Annotated in this window: 14 protein-coding genes and 10 pseudogenes; 10 read left to right on the forward strand and 14 right to left on the reverse strand. The window is 71.8% G+C overall.

Features of this window, described 5'->3' with window-relative positions; all coding sequences use genetic code 11:
* Positions 1-156: 156 nt before the first annotated feature.
* A pseudogene (gene rpsD / locus ACQ86J_RS30010) lies at positions 157-775 on the forward strand (30S ribosomal protein S4).
* Between the two features lie 126 nt (positions 776-901).
* On the opposite strand, the gene ACQ86J_RS30015 reads toward rpsD, so the two are convergent.
* The 14 genes and pseudogenes from ACQ86J_RS30015 to purB all read right to left on the reverse strand — a co-directional run bounded on the left by ACQ86J_RS30015 (position 902) and on the right by purB (position 11,317).
* Positions 902-1,084: a hypothetical protein gene (locus ACQ86J_RS30015; RefSeq protein WP_431268381.1), complete on the reverse strand. Its 183-nt coding sequence runs from the start codon at positions 1,082-1,084 to the stop codon at positions 902-904.
* 411 nt (positions 1,085-1,495) lie between these two features.
* On the reverse strand, positions 1,496-1,879 hold the full coding sequence (locus tag ACQ86J_RS30020) for a glycosyltransferase family 2 protein (protein WP_431268382.1): 384 nt from the start codon (positions 1,877-1,879) through the stop codon (positions 1,496-1,498).
* Positions 1,834-2,948 (reverse strand): annotated as a pseudogene (locus ACQ86J_RS30025) (aldo/keto reductase). The gene ACQ86J_RS30020 and the pseudogene ACQ86J_RS30025 overlap by 46 nt, the downstream one beginning before the upstream one ends.
* Positions 2,949-3,055: 107 nt before the next feature.
* Positions 3,056-3,394 (reverse strand): Grx4 family monothiol glutaredoxin, encoded by a 339-nt coding sequence (grxD, locus tag ACQ86J_RS30030; RefSeq protein WP_431268383.1) that lies wholly within the window; start codon positions 3,392-3,394, stop codon positions 3,056-3,058.
* A gap of 68 nt (positions 3,395-3,462) precedes the next feature.
* A pseudogene (locus ACQ86J_RS30035) lies at positions 3,463-3,695 on the reverse strand (BolA family protein).
* Between the two features lie 26 nt (positions 3,696-3,721).
* Positions 3,722-5,926, reverse strand: a pseudogene (gene purL, locus ACQ86J_RS30040) (phosphoribosylformylglycinamidine synthase subunit PurL).
* Positions 5,927-6,001: 75 nt separating this feature from the next.
* Positions 6,002-6,701: pseudogene (purQ, locus tag ACQ86J_RS30045) on the reverse strand (phosphoribosylformylglycinamidine synthase subunit PurQ).
* Positions 6,702-6,722: 21 nt separating this feature from the next.
* Positions 6,723-6,950 carry a hypothetical protein gene (locus tag ACQ86J_RS30050; protein ID WP_431268384.1) on the reverse strand — a complete coding sequence of 76 codons (228 nt, stop codon included), beginning with the start codon at positions 6,948-6,950 and terminating at the stop codon, positions 6,723-6,725.
* Positions 6,951-6,954: 4 nt separating this feature from the next.
* On the reverse strand, positions 6,955-7,194 hold the full coding sequence (gene purS, locus ACQ86J_RS30055; RefSeq protein WP_431268385.1) for a phosphoribosylformylglycinamidine synthase subunit PurS: 240 nt from the start codon (positions 7,192-7,194) through the stop codon (positions 6,955-6,957).
* On the reverse strand, positions 7,191-7,376 hold the full coding sequence (locus ACQ86J_RS30060; RefSeq protein ID WP_431268386.1) for a hypothetical protein: 186 nt from the start codon (positions 7,374-7,376) through the stop codon (positions 7,191-7,193). Before ACQ86J_RS30060 ends, purS begins: the two co-directional genes overlap by 4 nt.
* 11 nt (positions 7,377-7,387) lie before the next feature.
* Positions 7,388-8,154, reverse strand: a pseudogene (gene purC / locus ACQ86J_RS30065) (phosphoribosylaminoimidazolesuccinocarboxamide synthase).
* A gap of 147 nt (positions 8,155-8,301) precedes the next feature.
* A complete protein-coding gene (locus ACQ86J_RS30070; protein WP_431268387.1) occupies positions 8,302-8,538 on the reverse strand; it encodes a hypothetical protein in 237 nt (78 codons plus the stop codon).
* A 288-nt stretch (positions 8,539-8,826) separates the two neighbouring features.
* Positions 8,827-9,573 carry an NRDE family protein gene (locus tag ACQ86J_RS30075; protein WP_431268388.1) on the reverse strand — a complete coding sequence of 249 codons (747 nt, stop codon included), beginning with the start codon at positions 9,571-9,573 and terminating at the stop codon, positions 8,827-8,829.
* 406 nt (positions 9,574-9,979) lie between these two features.
* A pseudogene (gene purB, locus ACQ86J_RS30080) lies at positions 9,980-11,317 on the reverse strand (adenylosuccinate lyase).
* Between the two features lie 209 nt (positions 11,318-11,526).
* On the opposite strand from purB, the pseudogene ACQ86J_RS30085 reads away from it, so the two are divergent.
* The 9 genes and pseudogenes from ACQ86J_RS30085 to ACQ86J_RS30125 form a co-directional block, all read left to right on the forward strand.
* Positions 11,527-12,135, forward strand: a pseudogene (locus ACQ86J_RS30085) (TerC family protein); the annotation flags it as partial.
* A 372-nt stretch (positions 12,136-12,507) separates the two neighbouring features.
* Positions 12,508-13,206: a YjbE family putative metal transport protein gene (locus ACQ86J_RS30090; RefSeq protein ID WP_431268389.1), complete on the forward strand. Its 699-nt coding sequence runs from the start codon at positions 12,508-12,510 to the stop codon at positions 13,204-13,206.
* A gap of 182 nt (positions 13,207-13,388) precedes the next feature.
* Positions 13,389-13,775: a hypothetical protein gene (locus tag ACQ86J_RS30095; protein WP_431268390.1), complete on the forward strand. Its 387-nt coding sequence runs from the start codon at positions 13,389-13,391 to the stop codon at positions 13,773-13,775.
* A gap of 33 nt (positions 13,776-13,808) precedes the next feature.
* Positions 13,809-14,673: pseudogene (locus ACQ86J_RS30100) on the forward strand (methyltransferase domain-containing protein); the annotation flags it as partial.
* A gap of 165 nt (positions 14,674-14,838) precedes the next feature.
* Positions 14,839-15,645: a type I methionyl aminopeptidase gene (gene map, locus ACQ86J_RS30105; protein WP_431272585.1), complete on the forward strand. Its 807-nt coding sequence runs from the start codon at positions 14,839-14,841 to the stop codon at positions 15,643-15,645.
* A 123-nt stretch (positions 15,646-15,768) separates the two neighbouring features.
* Positions 15,769-16,128, forward strand: a complete 360-nt coding sequence (locus ACQ86J_RS30110; protein WP_431268391.1) for a DUF2306 domain-containing protein — start codon at positions 15,769-15,771, stop codon at positions 16,126-16,128.
* Between the two features lie 54 nt (positions 16,129-16,182).
* Positions 16,183-17,020 (forward strand): annotated as a pseudogene (gene radC / locus ACQ86J_RS30115) (RadC family protein).
* 69 nt (positions 17,021-17,089) lie between these two features.
* Positions 17,090-17,869: a rhodanese-like domain-containing protein gene (locus ACQ86J_RS30120; protein WP_431268392.1), complete on the forward strand. Its 780-nt coding sequence runs from the start codon at positions 17,090-17,092 to the stop codon at positions 17,867-17,869.
* Complete coding sequence (locus ACQ86J_RS30125) at positions 17,866-18,675, forward strand: rhodanese-like domain-containing protein (RefSeq protein ID WP_431268393.1); 810 nt, start codon at positions 17,866-17,868, stop codon at positions 18,673-18,675. Before ACQ86J_RS30120 ends, ACQ86J_RS30125 begins: the two co-directional genes overlap by 4 nt.
* The last annotated feature ends 8 nt before the right edge of the window (positions 18,676-18,683 follow it).

The following is an 18,683-nucleotide window of genomic DNA, read 5'->3' on the forward strand; positions in this document are numbered from 1 at the left end:
GCCGACTAAACCCCGGCCTCTTCCTGGGAACGTGGACAAGCCCCAAGGCAACTTGGCCCGGCTTGCGCCCGCCTTGGTCCATTCGGGGCCGGGGCCTACCGGGACAACACCGTAAGGAAGGCCGCAACCCGGAACCGGGAGCGGACGCAGACCAGTATGACCAAGCGTCTCGAATCCAAGTACAAGATCAACCGCCGCCTCGGCGTCAACCTCTGGGGCCGCGCCAAGTCTCCGATCAACAAGCGTGAGACGATCCCCGGCCAACACGGTGCCCGCCGCAAGCAGAAGCCGACCGACTTCGGCGTGCAGCTGATGGCGAAGCAGAAGCTGAAGGGTTACTACGGCAACATCGGCGAGAAGCAGTTCCGCAAGTATTACGAGGAGGCGGTGCGTCGCAAGGGCGATACCTCCGAGAATCTGATCGAGCTGCTGGAGCGCCGCCTCGACGCCGTCATCTACCGGATGAAGCTGGCGCTGACCCCCTTCGCGGCGCGTCAGTTCGTCAACCACGGCCATGTGCTGGTCAACGGCAAGCGGCTGAACATCCCCTCCTACCAGGTCCGCGACACCGACACGATCGAGGTCAAGGAGCGCTCGAAGCAGCTTGACCTGCGTGCTCGACGCGGCGCAGAACGGCGAGCGCGACGTGCCGGAATACATCGAGGTGGATCACCGCGCGATGCGCGGCCGCTTCCTGCGCGCCCCGAAGCTGTCGGACGTGCCCTATCCGGTGCAGATGGAGCCGAACCTGGTGGTCGAGTTCTACTCGCGCTGACCCAGGCTGCCTGACCGAGCCTTCCCGGAACGCCGGGCCCGCAAGGGCCCGGCGTTTTGCGTTGGGCTGGCTGGCGTCGAGCCGGCGATTCGCGTGCCGGGCGGTCTTTCCCAGGACGATCGCAGGCTACCCCGGATAGGCGACGAAGGGCCCGTGCAGCGCCCGCGGCAGCATGGGCATGGCATGCGCCGCCGCCAGCAGCAGCGCCCGCTTCGGCGTCGGCGCCTGGGCGACCGAGGCGCGCAGCCGCTCGAGCCCCTGCGCCCGCTGGCCGTGCCGGATCAGCTCTCCGCCCGACGATCCAGGCATTCTCCGCTTCCGCCCGCCGCTGGATCTGCAGGAAGCGCGACCGTCCGAGCCTCGCCTCCAGCGCCGGGTTGCCCCAGATCGCCAGCATCGCCGGGGCAAAGGCCGCCGGGTCGCGCGCCATGCGATGATAGGCGCTGCCGGCCCGCTGCCGCAGGAAAAGGATGGGCGCCGCGCCCGGCGCCACCGCCCAGGGCCCCTGCAGCGAGAGGCGGATCCAGTACTCCCAGTCCTCCCCGTAGCGCAGCATGGGCGGGAAGGGCCCGGTCTGGCGCACTGCGTCGCGGCGCAGCAGCAGGTGGCCGCCATTGGCGAAGAGGTTCTCGACCAGCAGCGTCTCCAGCAGGTCGCCGGCGGGGAAGGGGCCGGCCTTCCGGCGCAGCGGCGCATCGCCCGGCCCGGCATCCTCCGCCATCACCGCAGTAGCCGCCGCGAGGCGCCGACCGCCTCCGGCGCCGCGGCCAGCGCCGCCAGCAGGCGCGACAGCGCATCGGGCGCCAGCCAGTCATCGGCGTCGAGGAACAGGATCGCCTCGCCCCGTGCCTCCGCCATAGCCCGGCTGCGGGCGGCGGAGACGCCGGCATTCTCCTGCACGATCAGCCGGATCCGCGGGTCGCGCCGTGCCGCCACGGCCTCGGCCGTGCCGTCGCGGGAGCCGTCATCGACGACGATCATCTCCCAATCCGGGAAGTCCTGGGCCAGCACGCTGTCCACCGCCGCGCCGACGAGGCGTGCGACGTCATAGGCGGGAGTCAGGATGGAGACGGCAGGGGCGGGAGTGGCAGAATCGCGGGGCATGGGGCAGGGGTCGCACGCCCAGCCCCATTCCCGGCCTCACACGCGGGCGAAGTACAAACAAAAGCGCGCGGGACAGCGTCTTCCCGGGTCAGACATAGACCGCCTTCATCGCGCCGGGCGGGTAGCGGGTGCCGGCGGCAGCGCCGGTGGGCACGGCGGCCGAGATGCGGGCCACATCCTCCGGGGACAGCACCACGCCGAGCGCGCCGAGGTTCTCCTCGATCCGCGGCAGGTAGCGCGTGCCGGGGATGGCGACCACGTCCTCGCCCTGCGCCAGCAGCCAGGGCCAGCGTCCAGCTGCGCCGGCGTGCAGCCCTTCTCCGCGGCGATCGCCTCCATCTTCGCCACCAGGGCGCGGTTGGCGGCGAATTCGCCTCCTGGAAGCGCGGATGCGCCGCCCGCCTGCCGTCCACCTGGGCGGAATTCTGGATCGCCCCGGTCAGGAAGCCGCGGCCGAGCGGGCTGTAGGCGACGAAGCCGATGCCGAGCGCCGTGGTCGTCGCCCGGGTCTCCTCCGCCTCCTCCCGGTACAGCAGCGAGTATTCGGTCTGCACGCAGGCGATGGGGTGGACGGCGTGCGCCCGGCGGATGGTCTCCGGCCGGGCCTCGGACAGGCCGAGGAAGCGGACCTTGCCTTGTTCCACCAACCGCTTCATCGCCCCGACCGTCTCCTCGATCGGCACGTTCGGGTCGACGCGGTGCTGGTAGTAGAGGTCGATCACCTCGACCCTGAGCCGCCGGAGCGAGGCCTCGCAGGCCTGCTGGACATAGTCGGGGCTGCCGTTGACGCCGTTCGGGCCGCCGGGGTTCTGGGTCTGGCCGAACTTGGTCGCCAGCACCACGCGGTCGCGCACGCCCGCAGCGCGCGGCCGAGGACTTCCTCATTATGGCCCCAGCCATACATGTCGAAGCTGTCGAAGTGGTCGATGCCGCGGTCGATGGCGGCGCGGACGAGATCGACAGAGGCGGCGTCGTCCGCCTCCCCGTAGACGCCCGGAGAGCGACATGCAGCCGAGGCCGAGGGCGGCGACGCAAAGGCCGGTCCGGCCCAGGCTGCGGTGCGGCAAATCGGCCATGCGTTTCCCCGTTCGTGCTTCGCCGGGGAAGCCTAGCAGGGTCGCGGGCCGCGTCGAGTGCGGCCCGCCCGGGCCAGGGCCCGGGCGGGTGGCGTCTGGCTCAGGCCTCGGCCGAGACCGGGATGCCCTTGTCCTTCATCAAGGTCGAAAGCTCGCCGGCCTGGAACATCTCCATAATGATATCGCAGCCACCGACGAACTCGCCGCCGACATAGAGCTGCGGGATGGTCGGCCAGTTGGTGTAGGCCTTGATCCCCTCGCGGATCTCCATGTCCTCCAGGACATTCACGCCCATGAAGGGCACGCCCAGGTGCGAAAGGATCTGCACCACGCGGGCGGAGAAGCCGCATTGCGGGAAGACCGGCGTGCCCTTCATGAACAGCACGACGGGGTTCGCCTTGAGGTCGGCCTCGATGCGCTCGAACACCGGATTGGTCATCGCTCTCATCCTTCCTGCGATCGCTGGCGGCGCGGTGGCGCGCCGGTTGTCCTGGAACGGTGCCGGGTTCAGCCCGGCACCGAGGTTTGCAAGGCGAGGGCGTGCAGCTCGCCCCCATGCGGCCGCGCAGCGCGGCATAGACGATCTGGTGCTGCTGCACCCGGCTCTTGCCCTTGAACGCCTCGGAGACGACGGTCGCGGCATAGTGGTCGCCGTCGCCGGCCAAGTCCTCGATCGTGACCTGGGCATCGGGCAGGGCCGCCTTGATCAAGGCCTCGATCTCCGCCGGCTGCATCGCCATCCGCCTAAGCCCCCCAGCTTCCGCCATCAGCGCCGGCAGGGTGCGCTCATGCGCGCCTCTGCAAGCTTCGCGACGGATATGGACTGTCCGCCGGGCAGAACCAAGGCCTCCCCGCCGCTCCGGCCGATCCGGATGGCCGGGACCCCGGCGGCCTGGGCCGCGGCCAGCACCGCGTCGCCGTCCCGCACCGCCAGCAAATAGCGCCCCTGGTCCTCGCCGAACCACCAGCCATGCGCCGGGATGTATGCCGGACCTGCCGCGAGGGTCGCGCCGGTGCCGCCGGCCATCGCCATCTCCGCCGCCGCCACCAGCAGCCCGCCATCCGAGAGGTCGTGGCAGGCGGCGACCAGCCCCTGGCGGATCCAGCCGCGCACCGCGTCGCCGTTGCGTCGCTCGGCCACCAGGTCGACCGGGGGCGGGGCGCCTTCCTCCCGCCCGGCGATCTCGCGCAGCCAGAGCGACTGGCCGAGCCAGCCGCGGGTCTCGCCCACCAGCACCAGGTCGAGGCCGGGCTGCAGGCCGAGGCCGGTGGCCTGGGCCACGTCCTCCAGCACGCCGACGCCGCCGATGGCGGGGTCGGCAGGATGCCGCGGCCCTTCCGTTTCATTGTAGAGTGAGACGTTGCCGCTCACGACAGGGAAGTCGAGCGCGGTGCAGGCCGCCGCCATGCCGCGGACGGCCGAGGCGAACTGCCCCATGATCTCGGGCTTCTCGGGATTGCCGGAATTCATGTTGTCGGTGATCGCCAGCGGCAGTCCGCCGGTCGCGGTGATGTTCCGCCAGGCCTCGGCCACCGCCTGCTTGCCGCCCTCCTCGGGGTCGGCCAGGCAGTAGCGTGGGGTGCAGTCGGTGGTCATCGCAAGCGCCCGCCGGCTGTCCTCGATCCGGACGATGGCGGCATCCGCCGCGCCCGGCCGCCGCGCGGTCTGGCCGCCCACCATGCTGTCATACTGGTCCCAGATCCAGCGGCGGGAGCAGAACATCGAGGCTGCCGAGGAGGGTCAGCAGCGCCGCCCCAGGCCCGACCGGGTCGGCGATGGCGGTGGCATCCAGCACCGGCTGCTTCGGCGTCTCGGCGGTCGGCCGGCGGTAGAGCGGGGCCTCGGATTCCAGCGGTGCCAGCTCGATATCGGCCTCGAGCTGGCCCTTGTGCTTCAGCACGATGCGGCCGGTATCGGTCAGGTGGCCGATGACGGCGAAGTCCAGCTCCCACTTGGTGAAGATCGCCTCCGCCACGTGCTCGCGCCCGGGCTTCAGGATCATCAGCATGCGCTCCTGGCTCTCGGAGAGCATCATCTCGTAGGCGGTCATGCCGGTCTCGCGCTGGGGCACGTTGTCGAGCACCAGCTCGATCCCCATGCCGCCCTTGCCGGCCATCTCCACGCTGCTGCTGGTCAGGCCGGCGGCGCCCATGTCCTGGATGGCGACGATGGCGTCGGTCGCCATCAGCTCGAGGCAGGCCTCGATCAGCAGCTTCTCGGTAAAGGGATCGCCGATCTGGACGGTCGGGCGCTTCTCCTCCGAGATCCGCGGTGGATCCGGTGCTGGCCATGGTGGCGCCATGGATGCCGTCGCGCCCGGTCTTGCCTACCGACATAGACCACCGGGTTGCCGACGCCGCTGGCGGCCGCGGTGAAGATGCGGTCGGCGCGGGCGATGCCGACGGTCATGGCATTGACCAGCGGGTTGCCGTTGTAGCGGGGGTGGAAGTTGACCTCGCCGCCCACGGTCGGGACGCCGACGCAATTGCCGTAGCCGCCGATGCCGCGCACCACGCCGTCGATCACCTGCTTCATCCGCGGCGCGTCGGGCATGCCGAAGCGGAGGGCATTGAGGTTGGCGATGGGGCGGGCGCCCATGGTGAAGACGTCGCGCAGGATGCCGCCGACCCCGGTCGCCGCGCCCTGGTAGGGCTCGATGAAGGAGGGGTGGTTGTGGCTCTCCATCTTGAAGACCGCGGCCAGCCCCTCGCCGATGTCGATCACGCCCGCATTCTCGCCCGGACCCTGGATCACCCAGGGAGCCTTGGTCGGCAGCTCCTTCAGCCAGACCCGGCTCGACTTGTAGGAGCAGTGCTCCGACCACATGACCGAGAAGATGCCGAGCTCGGTTAGCGAGGGTTCGCGGCCGAGGATGGCGAGGACGCGGTCGTACTCGTCCGGCTTCAGCCCGTATTCGGCGGCGAGCTGGCGGGCCCGGTCGGGGGTGAGAAGGGCTGGGGTCTGGGTCATGCGAGGGGCTCGGAAAGCGCGCCCGAAAGCCGGGCGAATGGCAAGGGGAAGGCGGCACGGCGGGGTGCCGCCGGATCACGCCGTGGCCAGCGTCGCCGCCAGGCTCTCAAACAGCGGCAGGCCGTCGGTGCCGTCGATCTCCGGGTCCACCTGGTTCTCCGGATGCGGCATCAGGCCGAGCACCCGCAGGTTGGGCGAGAGGATGCCGGCGATGTTCCGCGCGCTGCCGTTGCGGTTGGCGGCTTCCGTCACCGCGCCGGCCGGGGTCGCGTAGCGCAGCGCCACCAGCCCCTCGGCCTCCAGCCGGTCGAGCGTCGCATTGTCGGCGAAGTAATTGCCGTCGCCATGCGCCATGGTCGAGCGGAAGAGCTGGCCCTGCCGGAAGCGGTTGGTATAGGGCGTGTCGGTGCGCTCCACCCGCATGTGGCAGTCCATCGACAGGAAACGCAGCGTCGCGTTCCGCAGCAGCGCGCCGGGCAGCAGCCCCGCTTCCGTCAGCATCTGGAAGCCGTTGCAGACGCCGAGCACGTGGCCGCCCTTCTGCGCGAAGGCCTTGACCGCCTGCATGATCGGGCTCTGCGCCGCCATGGCGCCGCAGCGGAGATAGTCGCCATAGGAGAAGCCGCCCGGCAGTACTCACCAGGTCGATGCCCGCCGGCAGCGCGGTGTCGCGGTGCCAGAGCATCTCCGGCTTGCGGCCGGTCACCTGCTGCAGCGCGAGCGCCATGTCCCGCTCGCGGTTTGTGCCGGGGAAAAGGACGATTCCAGCGCGCATCACCACATCATCCCCGTCATGTTACCCCTGCAATACCCGCAGCCAGTGCAGGCCACCGAGCACCAGTATCGTCACCAAGGTCGCCAAAGTCGCCGCCGTCATCCAGCGGTTCAGCTTGAGCTTCTGCTGCTCCAGCCAGCCGGGCCGCCGCGCCGCCCGGACCGCGGGCAGCCGTTCCTCCCGCCAGCGCAGGCCGAAGGCGATCAGCACCGTCAGCACGAGCAGGATCAGGAGGGAAAGCTTGACCATGCCGTCAGGCGATCTCGACGCGGAAGCTCTCGATCACCGTATTCGCCAGCAGCTTGCGGGCCATGGCCTCGGCCACCTGCTTCGCCGCCGCCGCGTCGGTCCCGGCGATCTCGAGCTTGATCACCTTGCCCGCGCGGACCTCGCCGACGCCCTCGAAGCCGAGCCCCGCCAGCGCATGCCCGATCGCCTTGCCCTGCGGATCGAGCACGCCCGCCTTCGGCATCACCGTCACCAGTACCTTCATGTCACGTCACCGCCCAGCAGACGCCGCCCGTAGCGGCCATAGAGGTAGCAGCCATAGCTGCCGATCACCGCGAAGATCAGCGGCCAGGTCGTCGCCGGGAAGAGCCCCAGCAGGGAGAGCAGGGCGTAGAAGCCGATGACGGCGCAGAGCACCACGACCGCCTCGAGGAAACGCGTCAGCATCGGCCGCACCCCTACTGCATCATCTCGGGACCCTTGAGGTCCCTGACCCCGGCCTCGGGCAGGATGCCGAGGCGGCGGGCGACTTCCTGGTAGCCTTCCTCGACCTTGCCGAGGTCCCGGCGGAAGCGGTCCTTGTCCATCTTCTCGCCGGTCTTGCTGTCCCAAAGCCGGCAATTGTCCGGACTGACCTCATCGGCCAGGACGATCCGCATCTCCTCGTTCTCGTACAGGCGCCCGAATTCGATCTTGAAGTCGACCAGCGAGATGCCGACCCCGAGGAAGAGGCCGGTGAGAAAGTCGTTGATCCGGAGCGTCAGCGCGACGATGTCGTCGAGGTCCTGAGTGGCGGCCCAGCCGAAGGCGGTGATGTGCTCCTCGCACACCATCGGGTTCTTCAGCGTCGCGTTCTTGTAGTAGTACTCGATGATCGAGCGCGGCAGGCGGGTGCCCTCGGCGATCCCGGAGGCGGGTCGAGAGGCTGCCGGCGGCGACGTTCCGCACCACGACCTCGAGCGGGATGATCTCCACCTCGCGGATCAGCTGTCTCCCGCATGTTCAGCCGGCGGATGAAATGGGTCGGCACGCCGATATCCATCAGCCGCATCATGAGGTATTCGCTGATGCGGTTGTTCAGCACGCCCTTGCCGGTGATGGTGCCCTTCTTCTCGGAATTGAACGCCGTGGCGTCGTCCTTGAAGTACTGCACGAGGGTGCCCGGCTCCGGTCCCTCGAACAGGATCTTGGCCTTGCCCTCGTAGAGCTGCCGGCGTCGCGCCATGGTCTGATCGGTCCTTCCTGCTGCCGCGCGCCCCGGGCCCGGCGCCTGGCGCCCCGGCGGGCCGGGCGCACCGGCAGCGCCCCTATAGCAAGGGGGGCGCCCAACCGCCACGGGTGGGGGTGGGACGGGCAGACCCGCGTGCCGCGCCTAGCGGGCGAGCGCCCCGGGCAGCAGGCTGGCCACAACCTCCGTTCCGCTGGCATAGAGCACGAGGTCGGGCCCCATCGCGGCATAGCGGTAGCCGGGAAAGTAAGGCAGCAGCACCGCCAGCCCGGGCGGCAGCGGCGGGCGGGGCAGCCCGGGCGGCAGCGCCCGGCCCTCGCCGACCGGCAGCGGCCGGCCGGCGGGGCGCCAGTCCGGGTTGGCCAGGAGCCAGTGCCGCACCAGCTTCCCGGTCGATCGGCCGGAGCGTCGGCCCGTCCTCCCGTACCGGGAGGGGGCCGCGCGGGGCGGCTTCGGCAGCCGGGGCCGGCTTCTCCGTGGCCCGCTTCGCCATCTCCCGTTTGCCGGTCCGGCCAGGCGCGGCGCCCTTGGCCGGCGGCGGCGCGGTCCGGCTGGCGGGCTTCCCGGAGGGCGGCTTCGGCGGCGCCGGCGGCTTAGGCAGCGGCTGGGCCCGGGCTGCCGCGGCGACCACCAGCCCCGCCAGGCTCAGCAGGGCCCGCCTGCCTGCTTTCATGCGGGCGGCGCTCCGCCGGCCACCGGCCGGAAGGCGGCTGTCCCTGCCGGACCGGCGGCGAAGCGCCAGCCCAGCGTGCCGTCCGCCGCGATCGCCAGCAGGCTGGCGCAGACCGTGCCGAACCCGCCTTCCGGCGGCACCCGCAGCGTGTCGGCGCGGCTCTCGGCAATGCTGTCATCGGCCAGCAGCGCCTCCCACCCCGCCCAGTCCCCCGTCGCCGGGTCCGGCACCGGCGCGGCGCGGAAGCGCGGCAGGTACCGGGCAGTGCGCGGGCTGGCCAGGTCGTTCGGGTCATGCGCGGTGACCATCGACAGGCCGGGCGGCAGCGGCAGCGCCTCGGGCCGGCCGCGCCCCTCACCGCGTAGGAAGATGCCGCCCCGGCGGTCGGCGACGACCATGTTGAAGGGCCGCCATTCGGCGGCGGGCAGGGCGCCGATGGCGGCGGCCGCCGCCGCGGCGGTGGCTTCGCGCAGCGCCAGTAGCGGCAACTCGCCACGGCTGCGCTTGTTCGGCGCCGGGCCCAGGCTGCCCGGCCGGTTCAGCACCGCAGCCATGACGCCGGCGCGGTTGGCGGCCATCCAGGTGCCGCCGCTCAGCCGGTCCCGCCCGCCGGTGACCGTGGGGGCATCCGGCCACCAGGCGCCCGGCGGGTCCCAGGCGCGGTCCAGCATTTCGTCGCGGTTGGCGGCGGCCAGCACCGGCCAGGCATGGCCGGGCCGGTGCAGCAGGATCACCGTGCACATGCGCGCAGCCCCCGGAGGCCGGGGCCGCTGCGCCGCACCAGCGGCGGTAGTAGCCGTAGGGAGGCGGCGGGGGCGGCGGCGCGTAGTAGCGCGGCGGGGGCGGCGGCGGGAAATAGGCCGGCGGCGGGCCGTAATAGGCCGGCGGCGGCGGCCGGTAATAGACCGGCGGCGGGGGCGGCCGCCAGTAGCGCGGCGGCGGCGGGCGGTAGAAGCCCGGCCCCGGCCCGTACCAGTAGCCATGCGCCTCGGCCGGCGATGCCAGCGCCAGGGCGCCGAGCCCGGCCGCGACGGCAAGGAACAAAACCCTCAGGCGGCGTATCACGGCAACCCTCCTCATCGACATCCCATATAGGCGCGCGGTGAGGCGGAAACGCGGCGGCGGGACGGCCCGCCCTGGGCAGCGGCATCACGCCGCCGCGAAGACCCTGGCGAAGACCGTGTCGACATGGCGGAAGTCCCGCTGCGGGTCCATCGCCGTCGCCAGGGCCGCGGCATCCAGCTTGCCGGCGACCGCCGGGTTGGCCAGCAGGTTCTCGGCGAAGCGCCGCGCATCGGCCTTGCCGAGCCGGGTCCAGGTCGCCATCGCCGCCTGCTGGACCGCGGCGTAGCTGTCCTCCCGGCTCAGCCCGGCCTGGGTCAGCGCCAGCAGCACCTTCTGGCTGTGCACCACGCCGCCGAGGCTCTCGAGGTTCTCCTGCATGCGCTCGGGGTAGACGGTAAGCTTCTCCATCATGCCGGTGGCGCGGGGAGAGGGCGAAGTCGAGGCCGATGCAGGCATCCGGGCCGATCACCCGCTCGACGCTGGAATGGCTGATGTCGCGCTCGTGCCAAGGGTCACGTTCTCCAGCGCCGGGACGACATGGCTGCGCACCAGCCGGGCGAGGCCGGTCAGGTTCTCCGACAGCACAGGGTTGCGCTTGTGCGGCATGGCGGAGGAGCCCTTCTGGCCGGCGTGGAAGAACTCCTCAGCCTCCCGCACCTCGCTCCGCTGCAGGTGCCGCACCTCGGTCGCCAGCCGCTCGATGCCCGAGGCGACCACGGCGAGCGCGGCGAAGAAGGCGGCATGCCGGTCGCGCGGGATCACCTGAGTCGAGACCGGCTCCACGGCGAGGCCAAGCCGTTCCGCCACGAAGGCCTCGACCCGCGGATCGACACTCGCAAAGGTGCCGACCGGGCCGCTGATGGCGCAGGTGGCGATCTCGGCCCGGGCGGCGACGAGCCGGGCGCGGTTGCGGGCGAATTCGGCATAGTGGCCGGCCAGCTTCAGCCCGAAGGTTGTCGGCTCGGCGTGGATGCCGTGGCTGCGGCCGATGGTCGGGGTGTACTTGTGCTCCTCCGCCCGGGCCTTCAGCGCCGCCAGCAGGGCGTCCACATCGGCGATCAGCAGGTCGGCGGCGCGGGTCATCTGCACCGCGAGCGCGGTGTCCAGCACGTCGGAGCTGGTCAGGCCCTGGTGCATGAAGCGGGCCTCTGGGCCGATGCCTTCCTGCATCCAGGTCAGGAAGGCGATCACGTCGTGCCGCGTCACCCGCTCGATCGCGTCGATCGCCTCGACCTCGGCCGGCCCGATCGACGCCGCGCGGGGCGTGCCCTTCTCCCGGATCACCCGGGCGGCCTCGGCCGGGATGGAGCCGAGTTCGGCCATCGCCTCGGCGGCCAGGGCCTCGATCTCGAACCAGATCCGGAAGCGCTCCTCGGGGGACCAGATCGCGGCCATCTGCGGGCGGGTGTAGCGGGGGACCATCCGGGCCTCGGGCGTTCGGGCGGCCGCGCGGCGGGCGCGGCAGCGGTGCGGCAATCGATGGCGGGGGTTTGAACCGGCGGCCGGTGGCTTGGCAAGGGCACGCCGGATTCCGTCCGCGGGGTTGCAAAAAGATTGCCGAATATTTATGTGCGGCCGGATGACCACCCGGGCTCGCCCCCGACCATCCAAGGCCGCAGGATACCCCCGACATGCCCGATTGGCTCGTCCCGCTTACCCAGGTGCTGTTCATCGACATCGTCCTCGCTGGCGACAACGCCATCGTGGTTGGCATGGCCGCAGCCGGCCTGCCGGTGGACCAGCGCCGCAAGGCGATCTTCTGGGGCATCATCGCCGCCACGATCATGCGGATCGGCTTCGCCGCGGCGACCGCGCAACTGCTGGCCATCGTCGGCATCACCCTGGCCGGCGGCGTGCTGCTGCTCTGGGTCTGCTGGAAGATGTACCGAGAGCTGCGCGACGGCGGCCATGGCGATGCCTCCGAGGCGGAACTCGCCGCGGCGCAGGAAGCGGCGCCGCGCAAGACGCTGCCGCAGGCTATTACCCAGATCCTGGTCGCCGACATCTCGATGAGCCTCGACAATGTCCTGGCCGTCGCGGGCGCCGCCAAGGACCATACCTGGGTGCTCGTGGCGGGCCTGGCGATCTCGGTCGTGCTGATGGGCGTGGCGGCGACGCTGATCGCCAACCTGCTGAACAGGCATCGCTGGATCGCCTGGGTCGGCCTGCTGGTGATCCTCTATGTCGCCGCCGACATGGTCTGGCAGGGCACCCATCAGGTCGCCGACACGGTGCCGGGCGCCTATGCCTTCCTCATGCTGCCGCTCGGCTACCTGGCCTTGCCGGATGTCTTCCCTGCCTGGATGTGGGCGGCGGCGACGCTGGCGCAGGTGGTGGTGATCGCCGCCCTCGCGGCGGCGACGGTCGGCGCCATCCGCCGCCTGGGAGGGGCGGAGGCGCCGCAGGCCGCGCCGCCGCGGGCGCCGGCGGCGACCGCCGCGGCATTGCGGCCACAGCTCAGCCCGGCCGAGTAGCCGGCCCAGACCGCCGAGGCGGGCGGCGCGCCCGGGACGGCCGGCGGCTTCACAGGCCGCCGCGCCTCCCCTAGCTTGCCGGCCGCCGGAAATCCGGCCAAATCGCCCAACATTACTTCTGGCCGGAGACGTCGCCGAATGGACATGACCTCGCTCATGGCGAGCTTTAACTGGTTCACGCTCACTGAAATCCTCGGCGTGAACATCATCCTGTCCGGCGACAATGCCGTGCTCATCGCCCTCGCCGCGGCCGGCCTGCCCGCGGCGCAGCGGCCTCGGGCCATCATGTTCGGCATGGTGCTGGCCGTGGTGCTGCGCATCATCCTCAGCCTCGCGGCGGTGCAGCTGCTGGCCGTGCCGGGCCTGCTGCTGGTCGGCGGCCTGCTGCTGCTGTGGATCGCCTTCGGGTTCTTCAAGGAGCTGCGGGCCGAGGACAAGGCCGACGAGACCGGCCACCACGAGCCCGCCGAGGTCAAGACCATGGCGACGGCGCTGCGCCAGATCGTCGTCGCCGATGTCTCGATGAGCCTCGACAACGTTCTGGCCGTGGCCGGTGCGGCGCATGGCAACATGCCGATGCTGATCCTCGGCCTGGTCATCTCGATCCTGCTGATGGGTGTCGCCGCGACCCTGATCTCGAAGCTGCTCGAACGCTACCGCTGGATCGCCTATGTCGGCGTGGCGCTGATCGTCTGGATCGGCCTCAAGATGATCTACGAGGATGTCCATCGGCTCGGCCTGATGGGCAGCGAACATGCCGCGCTGCAGCAGCGCCCGGCGCTGGTTGCCGCGCCGGCGGCCGCCCTGGTCGGATCCCCGGCCGGCCTGACCGGCTGATGCGGCACGGGGCCCTGCGCGCGGCGGGCCTCGCCGGCGCGCTGGCCCTCGCCGCCTGCGCGGCGCCGCCACCGCCGCCCGCGGCCGCCCCCTCGCCCTCGCGGCGCGGCTGCCGGAGGAGGCGGCCGGGTTCCGCCGCGGCGCCACCCTGCCGCTGCCGCAGCGGCTGGACGGGCAGGGAGGTGGCCTACGCCACCCGCGGCCGGATCGCCGCCGGCGCCATCCTCGAGCTCTATCGCCTGCCCGAGGGGCCGGTGCCGCCTGGCGCCGGCACCCCGGCCGCCGCTGCGGCGCTGGACGCGTTGCTCGATGAGGCCCTGCGCGCCCCCGGCCACCGCCAGCAGCGGGAGACCGCGCGCCTGATCCTGCCGGGCGCCGCCGATCCCGACCTTACCTGTGCCGAGACCACCGGCACCTATGGGCGGGAGCGGGTGCGGGGCCTGCTCTGCGCCGGCGGCATCGACGGCAGCCTGTTGCGGCTGCGGGTAGCCATGCCGCAGCGGGAGCCGGCGCCGGCCGATCCGCGCGCCTTCGCCACCGCCATCCTGGCGGCGCTGCGGGGCCCGTGACATCGCGGCCCCGCCACCCTACTCCCGCAGGACATGACCCTCCCCGAGCACGACCCGATGCGGGTCTTCGACCGTCGCCTGGTGCGGCTTCGCCGCGACCCGCGCCGCCGCCACCGTGGCGCAGGTGACGCCGGTGCTGGAGGCGGCGGCCGACCGGCTGCTCGACCGGCTGGACGACACCACGCGGCGCTTCTCCCGGGCACTCGAGATCGGTGGGCGTGGCGTGGTGGCGCCGCTGCTGCGCGCGCGCGGCATTCCCTTCGTCGTGTCGATGGACCTCTCGGCGCGGATGGCGGCCGGGGCAGGGGGCCTCGCCGTTGCCGGCGACGAGGAATGGCTGCCCTTCGCCCCGGGCAGCTTCGACCTCGTGGTGGCGAACCTGTCGCTGCACTGGGTGAACGACCTGCCCGGCGCGCTGGTGCAGATCCGCCGGGCACTCAGCCCGGACGGGCTGTTCCTCGCCGCGCTGCCCGGCCTCGGCACCCTGCAGGAGCTGCGCGAGGCGCTGGCCGGCGCGGAGGCCGAGTTGCGCGGCGGGATGTCGCCGCGCGTCTCGCCCTTCCCGGAGCTGCGCGACCTGGCTGGGCTGCTGCAGCGGGCCGGCTTCGCCCTGCCGGTGGCGGATGGCGAGGCGCTGCCCATCCGCTACCGCAACCCCCTGGCGCTGTTTCAGGACCTGCGCGCGGCGGGCGAGGCCAATGCGGTGCGGGCGCGCGACCCGCGGACCCCGCCGCGGGCGCTGCTGCCGCTGGCGGCGAGCCGGCTGCCGGAGGATGCCGAGGGCATCCCCGCCAGCCTGCGCCTGCTTGTGATGACCGGCTGGTCGCCGCATGAGAGCCAGAGCAAGCCGGCCCGGCCGGGCAGCGCGACGGTACGGCTGGCCGATGCGCTGGGCACCGAGGAGCGCGGCGCGGGGAGGCGACCGGGCGCGGGCCCGCCCACTGAGCGTGCCTTGCGCAAGCGTGTACGGCTCGCAACCGGTGGGACCGCCCCGCGCTTGCTTCCCGCGGCCCCCACGCGCATGTTGATACCCATTCACTCCCGCCAGAGACAGCCGAGCACCATGGATCAGCAGGGCGGCGATTCACGCCGCATCACCATCCATTCCCCCGAGGATTTCGCCGGCATGCGCCGGGCCGGCCAACTCGCGGCCGAGACCCTCGACATGATCACCCCGCATGTCCGCCCCGGCGTCACCACCGCAGAGCTGGACCGGCTCTGCCACGAGCACATCCTGGCGGCGGGGGCGACCCCGGCGCCGCTCGGCTACCGTGGCTACCCGAAATCGATCTGCACCTCGATCAACCACGTGGTCTGCCACGGCATCCCGGGCGAGCGGGTGCTGGCCGATGGCGACATCGTCAACATCGACGTCACCGTCATCCTCGATGGCTGGCATGGCGACACCAGCCGGATGTACGTCGCCGGCACCGCCTCGACCAAGTCGAGGCTGCTGCTCGACGTCACCTATGAATCGCTGATGCTGGGTGTCGCCGCGGTGAAGCCGGGGGCGACGCTCGGCGATATCGGCCATGCCATCCAGGTCTTCGTCGAGCGGCACCGTTTCTCCGTGGTGCGCGACTTCTGCGGCCACGGCATCGGCCGCCGCTTCCATGAGCCGCCGAACGTGCTGCATTTCGGCCGCCCCGGCGAAGGCCCGGTGCTGAAGCCCGGGATGTTCTTCACCATCGAGCCGATGGTGAATGCCGGCCGGCCGGACGTGAAGATCCTCGACGACGGCTGGACCGCGGTGACCCGCGACCGCAGCCTCTCGGCGCAGTTCGAGCACATGGTCGGCGTGACCGAGACGGGGTGCGAGGTCTTCACCTACTCCCCCGCCGGGCTGCACAGGCCGCCCTATAGCGGCTGACGGTAGGGGCAGCCGGCGCTTGACGGTCCCTTTTCGGCTCAGGTAAGTGAATGAGATGGACATTCACTTTGGTCCGGCTATGCAGCTCGCTCCCTTCCTCGCCGCCTCGCCGCCTCGCCGCTGGTGCAGTTGCATGCGGCCGCGGGGCTTGCCGCCTTCGCCCTCGGCACCTGGCAGATTGCCGCGCCGAAGGGGACGCGGACGCACCGGCGGCTTGGCTTGGCCTGGCTCGCGCTGATGCTGGCCTTGGCACTCTCCTCCCTCGGGATCACCGGGCGATGGGGGGCAGGTCACCTGTCCTGGATCCACGGCCTGTCATTCTTCGTCCTTGCCCTGCTGCCGGCCGCCCTGGTGCATGCCCGCCGTGGCCGGATCGCTGCCCATCGCCGGCTGATGCTGGCCCTGTTCTTCGGCGCGCTGGTCGTCACCGGCGCCTTCACCTTGACGCCCGGCCGGCTGATGGCGAGGATCGTCTTTTCGTAGACGAAATCTCCGGATTCGTTATCATCGCGCCGGTCGGGCAACCAGCGGGCGGGCATGATGGGCAAGGCGGATCCGAGGTCTGGGCTGTCCGATGCGGGCCTGTCCCGCCTGCTGTCCCTGCCGGAGCCGGTCCGCACGTCCGCCACGCCGCGCCGCCGCGCCTCTCCCGCGCCCCGTCTGCCCGGCCTCCTGCCCGAAGGGACGGAGGATGCGGAGGAGCGCCCCGGCCATCTTGGCCACCGCGCCCGGATGCGCCAGCGCCTGCTCACCGCCGGGCCGGAAGCGGTGCTGGACCACGAATTGCTCGAGATGGTGCTGTTCCTCGCCCTGCCGCGGCGCGACACCAAGCCGATCGCCCGCGCCCTGCTGGCCCGCTTCGGCAGCTTCGCCAATGCCATCGCCGCCCCGCCGATCGAGCTTGCGCGGGGTGGAGGGCCTTGGCGATGCCGGGGTGGCGGCGCTGAAGACCGTGCAGGCCGCCGCCTTTCGCTTGGCGCGGGAGGAGATCAAGCAGACCTTCGTGCTGAACTCCTGGGACCGGCTGATCGACTACCTGACCGTCCACCTCGCGCGGGAGCGGGTGGAGGAGGTGCATGTGCTCTTCCTCGACACCCGCAACCGGCTGATTGCCGACGAGGTGCAGGGCAGGGGCACGGTCAACCATACCCCCGTCTACCCGCGGGAGGTGGTGAAGCGGGCGCTGGAGCTGCAGGCGACGGCGATGATCCTGGTGCACAACCATCCGAGCGGCGACCCGACCCCGTCGCGCGCCGACATCGAGATGACGGGAGAGATCAAGGCCGCCGCCACGGTCTTCGGCATCGTGCTGCACGACCACATCATCATCGGCAATGGCCGCCACGTCTCGCTGCGCCAGGAAGGGCTGCTGTGACCGCCGCCCCTTTGTCCCCCGGCCGCCCGCGGGAGTAGTCTGCCGGGCGAAACGGGGGAGAGGACCGCCATGCGGATGATCGATGCGGCGACGCTGAAGGCCTGGATCGGCGATGGGCGGGAGCTGGCGATCCTCGACGCGCGCGAGGATGGCGAGTTCGGCCGGTCCCACCTGTTCTGGGCCAATCCCTGCGCCCTGTCGCGGGCCGAGTTGCGGGCCCGCACAATCTTGCCGCGCCGCGGCGTGCGGATCTGCTGCGTCGATGGCGGGGAGGGCGGGCTCGCCGGGGCGCTGGCGGCGAAGCTCGAGGCTATGGGCTGCACCGACCTCGCGGTGCTGGACGGTGGCACCAAGGCCTGGGAGGCCGCCGGCTACGTGCTCTTCTCCGGCGTGAACGTGCCGTCCAAGGCCTTCGGCGAGTGGGTGGAGCACCAGTACCACACCCCCTCGGTCGATCCCGGCGAGCTCCGCGCGATGATGGAGGCCGGCCAGGACATGGTCGTCCTCGACAGCCGGCCGATGGACGAGTTCCACCGCATGTCGATCCCCGGCGCGATCGACGTGCCCGGCGGCGAGTTGGTCTACCGCATCGGCGACATGGTGCCCTCGCCGGATACCACCATCGTGGTGAACTGCGCCGGCCGTACCCGCAGCATCATGGGTGCCGAGAGCCTGCGCAGCGCGGGGGTGCCGAACAAGGTCGTGGCACTGCGCAACGGCACCATGGGCTGGGAGCTGGCCGGCTTCGCCTGCGACCGCGGCAAGTCCGCCAGCTTCCCCCGCGGCACTCCGGCCAGCCTGGCGACGGCGCTGGCGCGCGCCACGGCCTTCGCCGACCGCTGGGGGTGAAGACCATCGGCCGCGCCGCGCTGCCGGCGCTGCTGGCCGACGCCACGCGCACCACGCATGTGCTGGATGTCCGCGACCCCGAGGAATACCTGGCCGGGCACCTGGCCGGCAGCCGCATGGCGCCTGGCGGGCAGCTGGTGCAAGGCAGCGACAACTGGATTGCGGTGCGCGGCGCCCGGGTGGTGCTGGTCGACGACACCGGCGTCCGTGCCCGGATGACCGGCGGCTGGCTGCGCCAGCTCGGCGGCTGGGAGGTCTACGTCCTGACCGACGGCCTGGCCGGTCCGCTCGAGACCGGCCCCTGGCAGCCCGAGTGCCCGGAGGCCGCGGCGCTCTCGCCCGCCACCCTCTCGCCGGCGGAACTGGCGGCGGCGCTGGAGGCCGGCACGGCGCAGGTGGTCCAGCTCACCCGCTCGCTCGACTTCCGCGAGGGGCATCCGCCCGGCGCGCTCTGGGGCGTGCGGACCCGGCTGGCGGCGCTGCGGCCACGGCTGCAGGCCGGCAAGAGGATCGTGGCCGTCGCCGCGGAGGAGGCGATCGGCCGGCTGGCGGTGCCGGAACTCGAGGCGCTCGGCCTCGGCCCCGTCGCCCTGCTGGATGGCGGCATCGCCGCCTGGAAGGCGGCCGGCCTGCCGCTCGATGCGAACCGCCGCGACCCCGCGGACGCCGACTGCATCGATGTCTATCTCCGCCCCTACGACCGCAACGACGGGGTGGAGGCGGCCATGCGCGAGTACCTGTCCTGGGAGATCGACCTGGTGCATGAGGTCGCGCGCGACGGCGATGCCCGGTTCGGCCAGGCCTAGCCTGGCCG

The sequence above is a fragment of the Dankookia sp. P2 genome (assembly GCF_050632255.1).
Classification (GTDB): Bacteria; Pseudomonadota; Alphaproteobacteria; order Acetobacterales; family Acetobacteraceae; genus Paracraurococcus.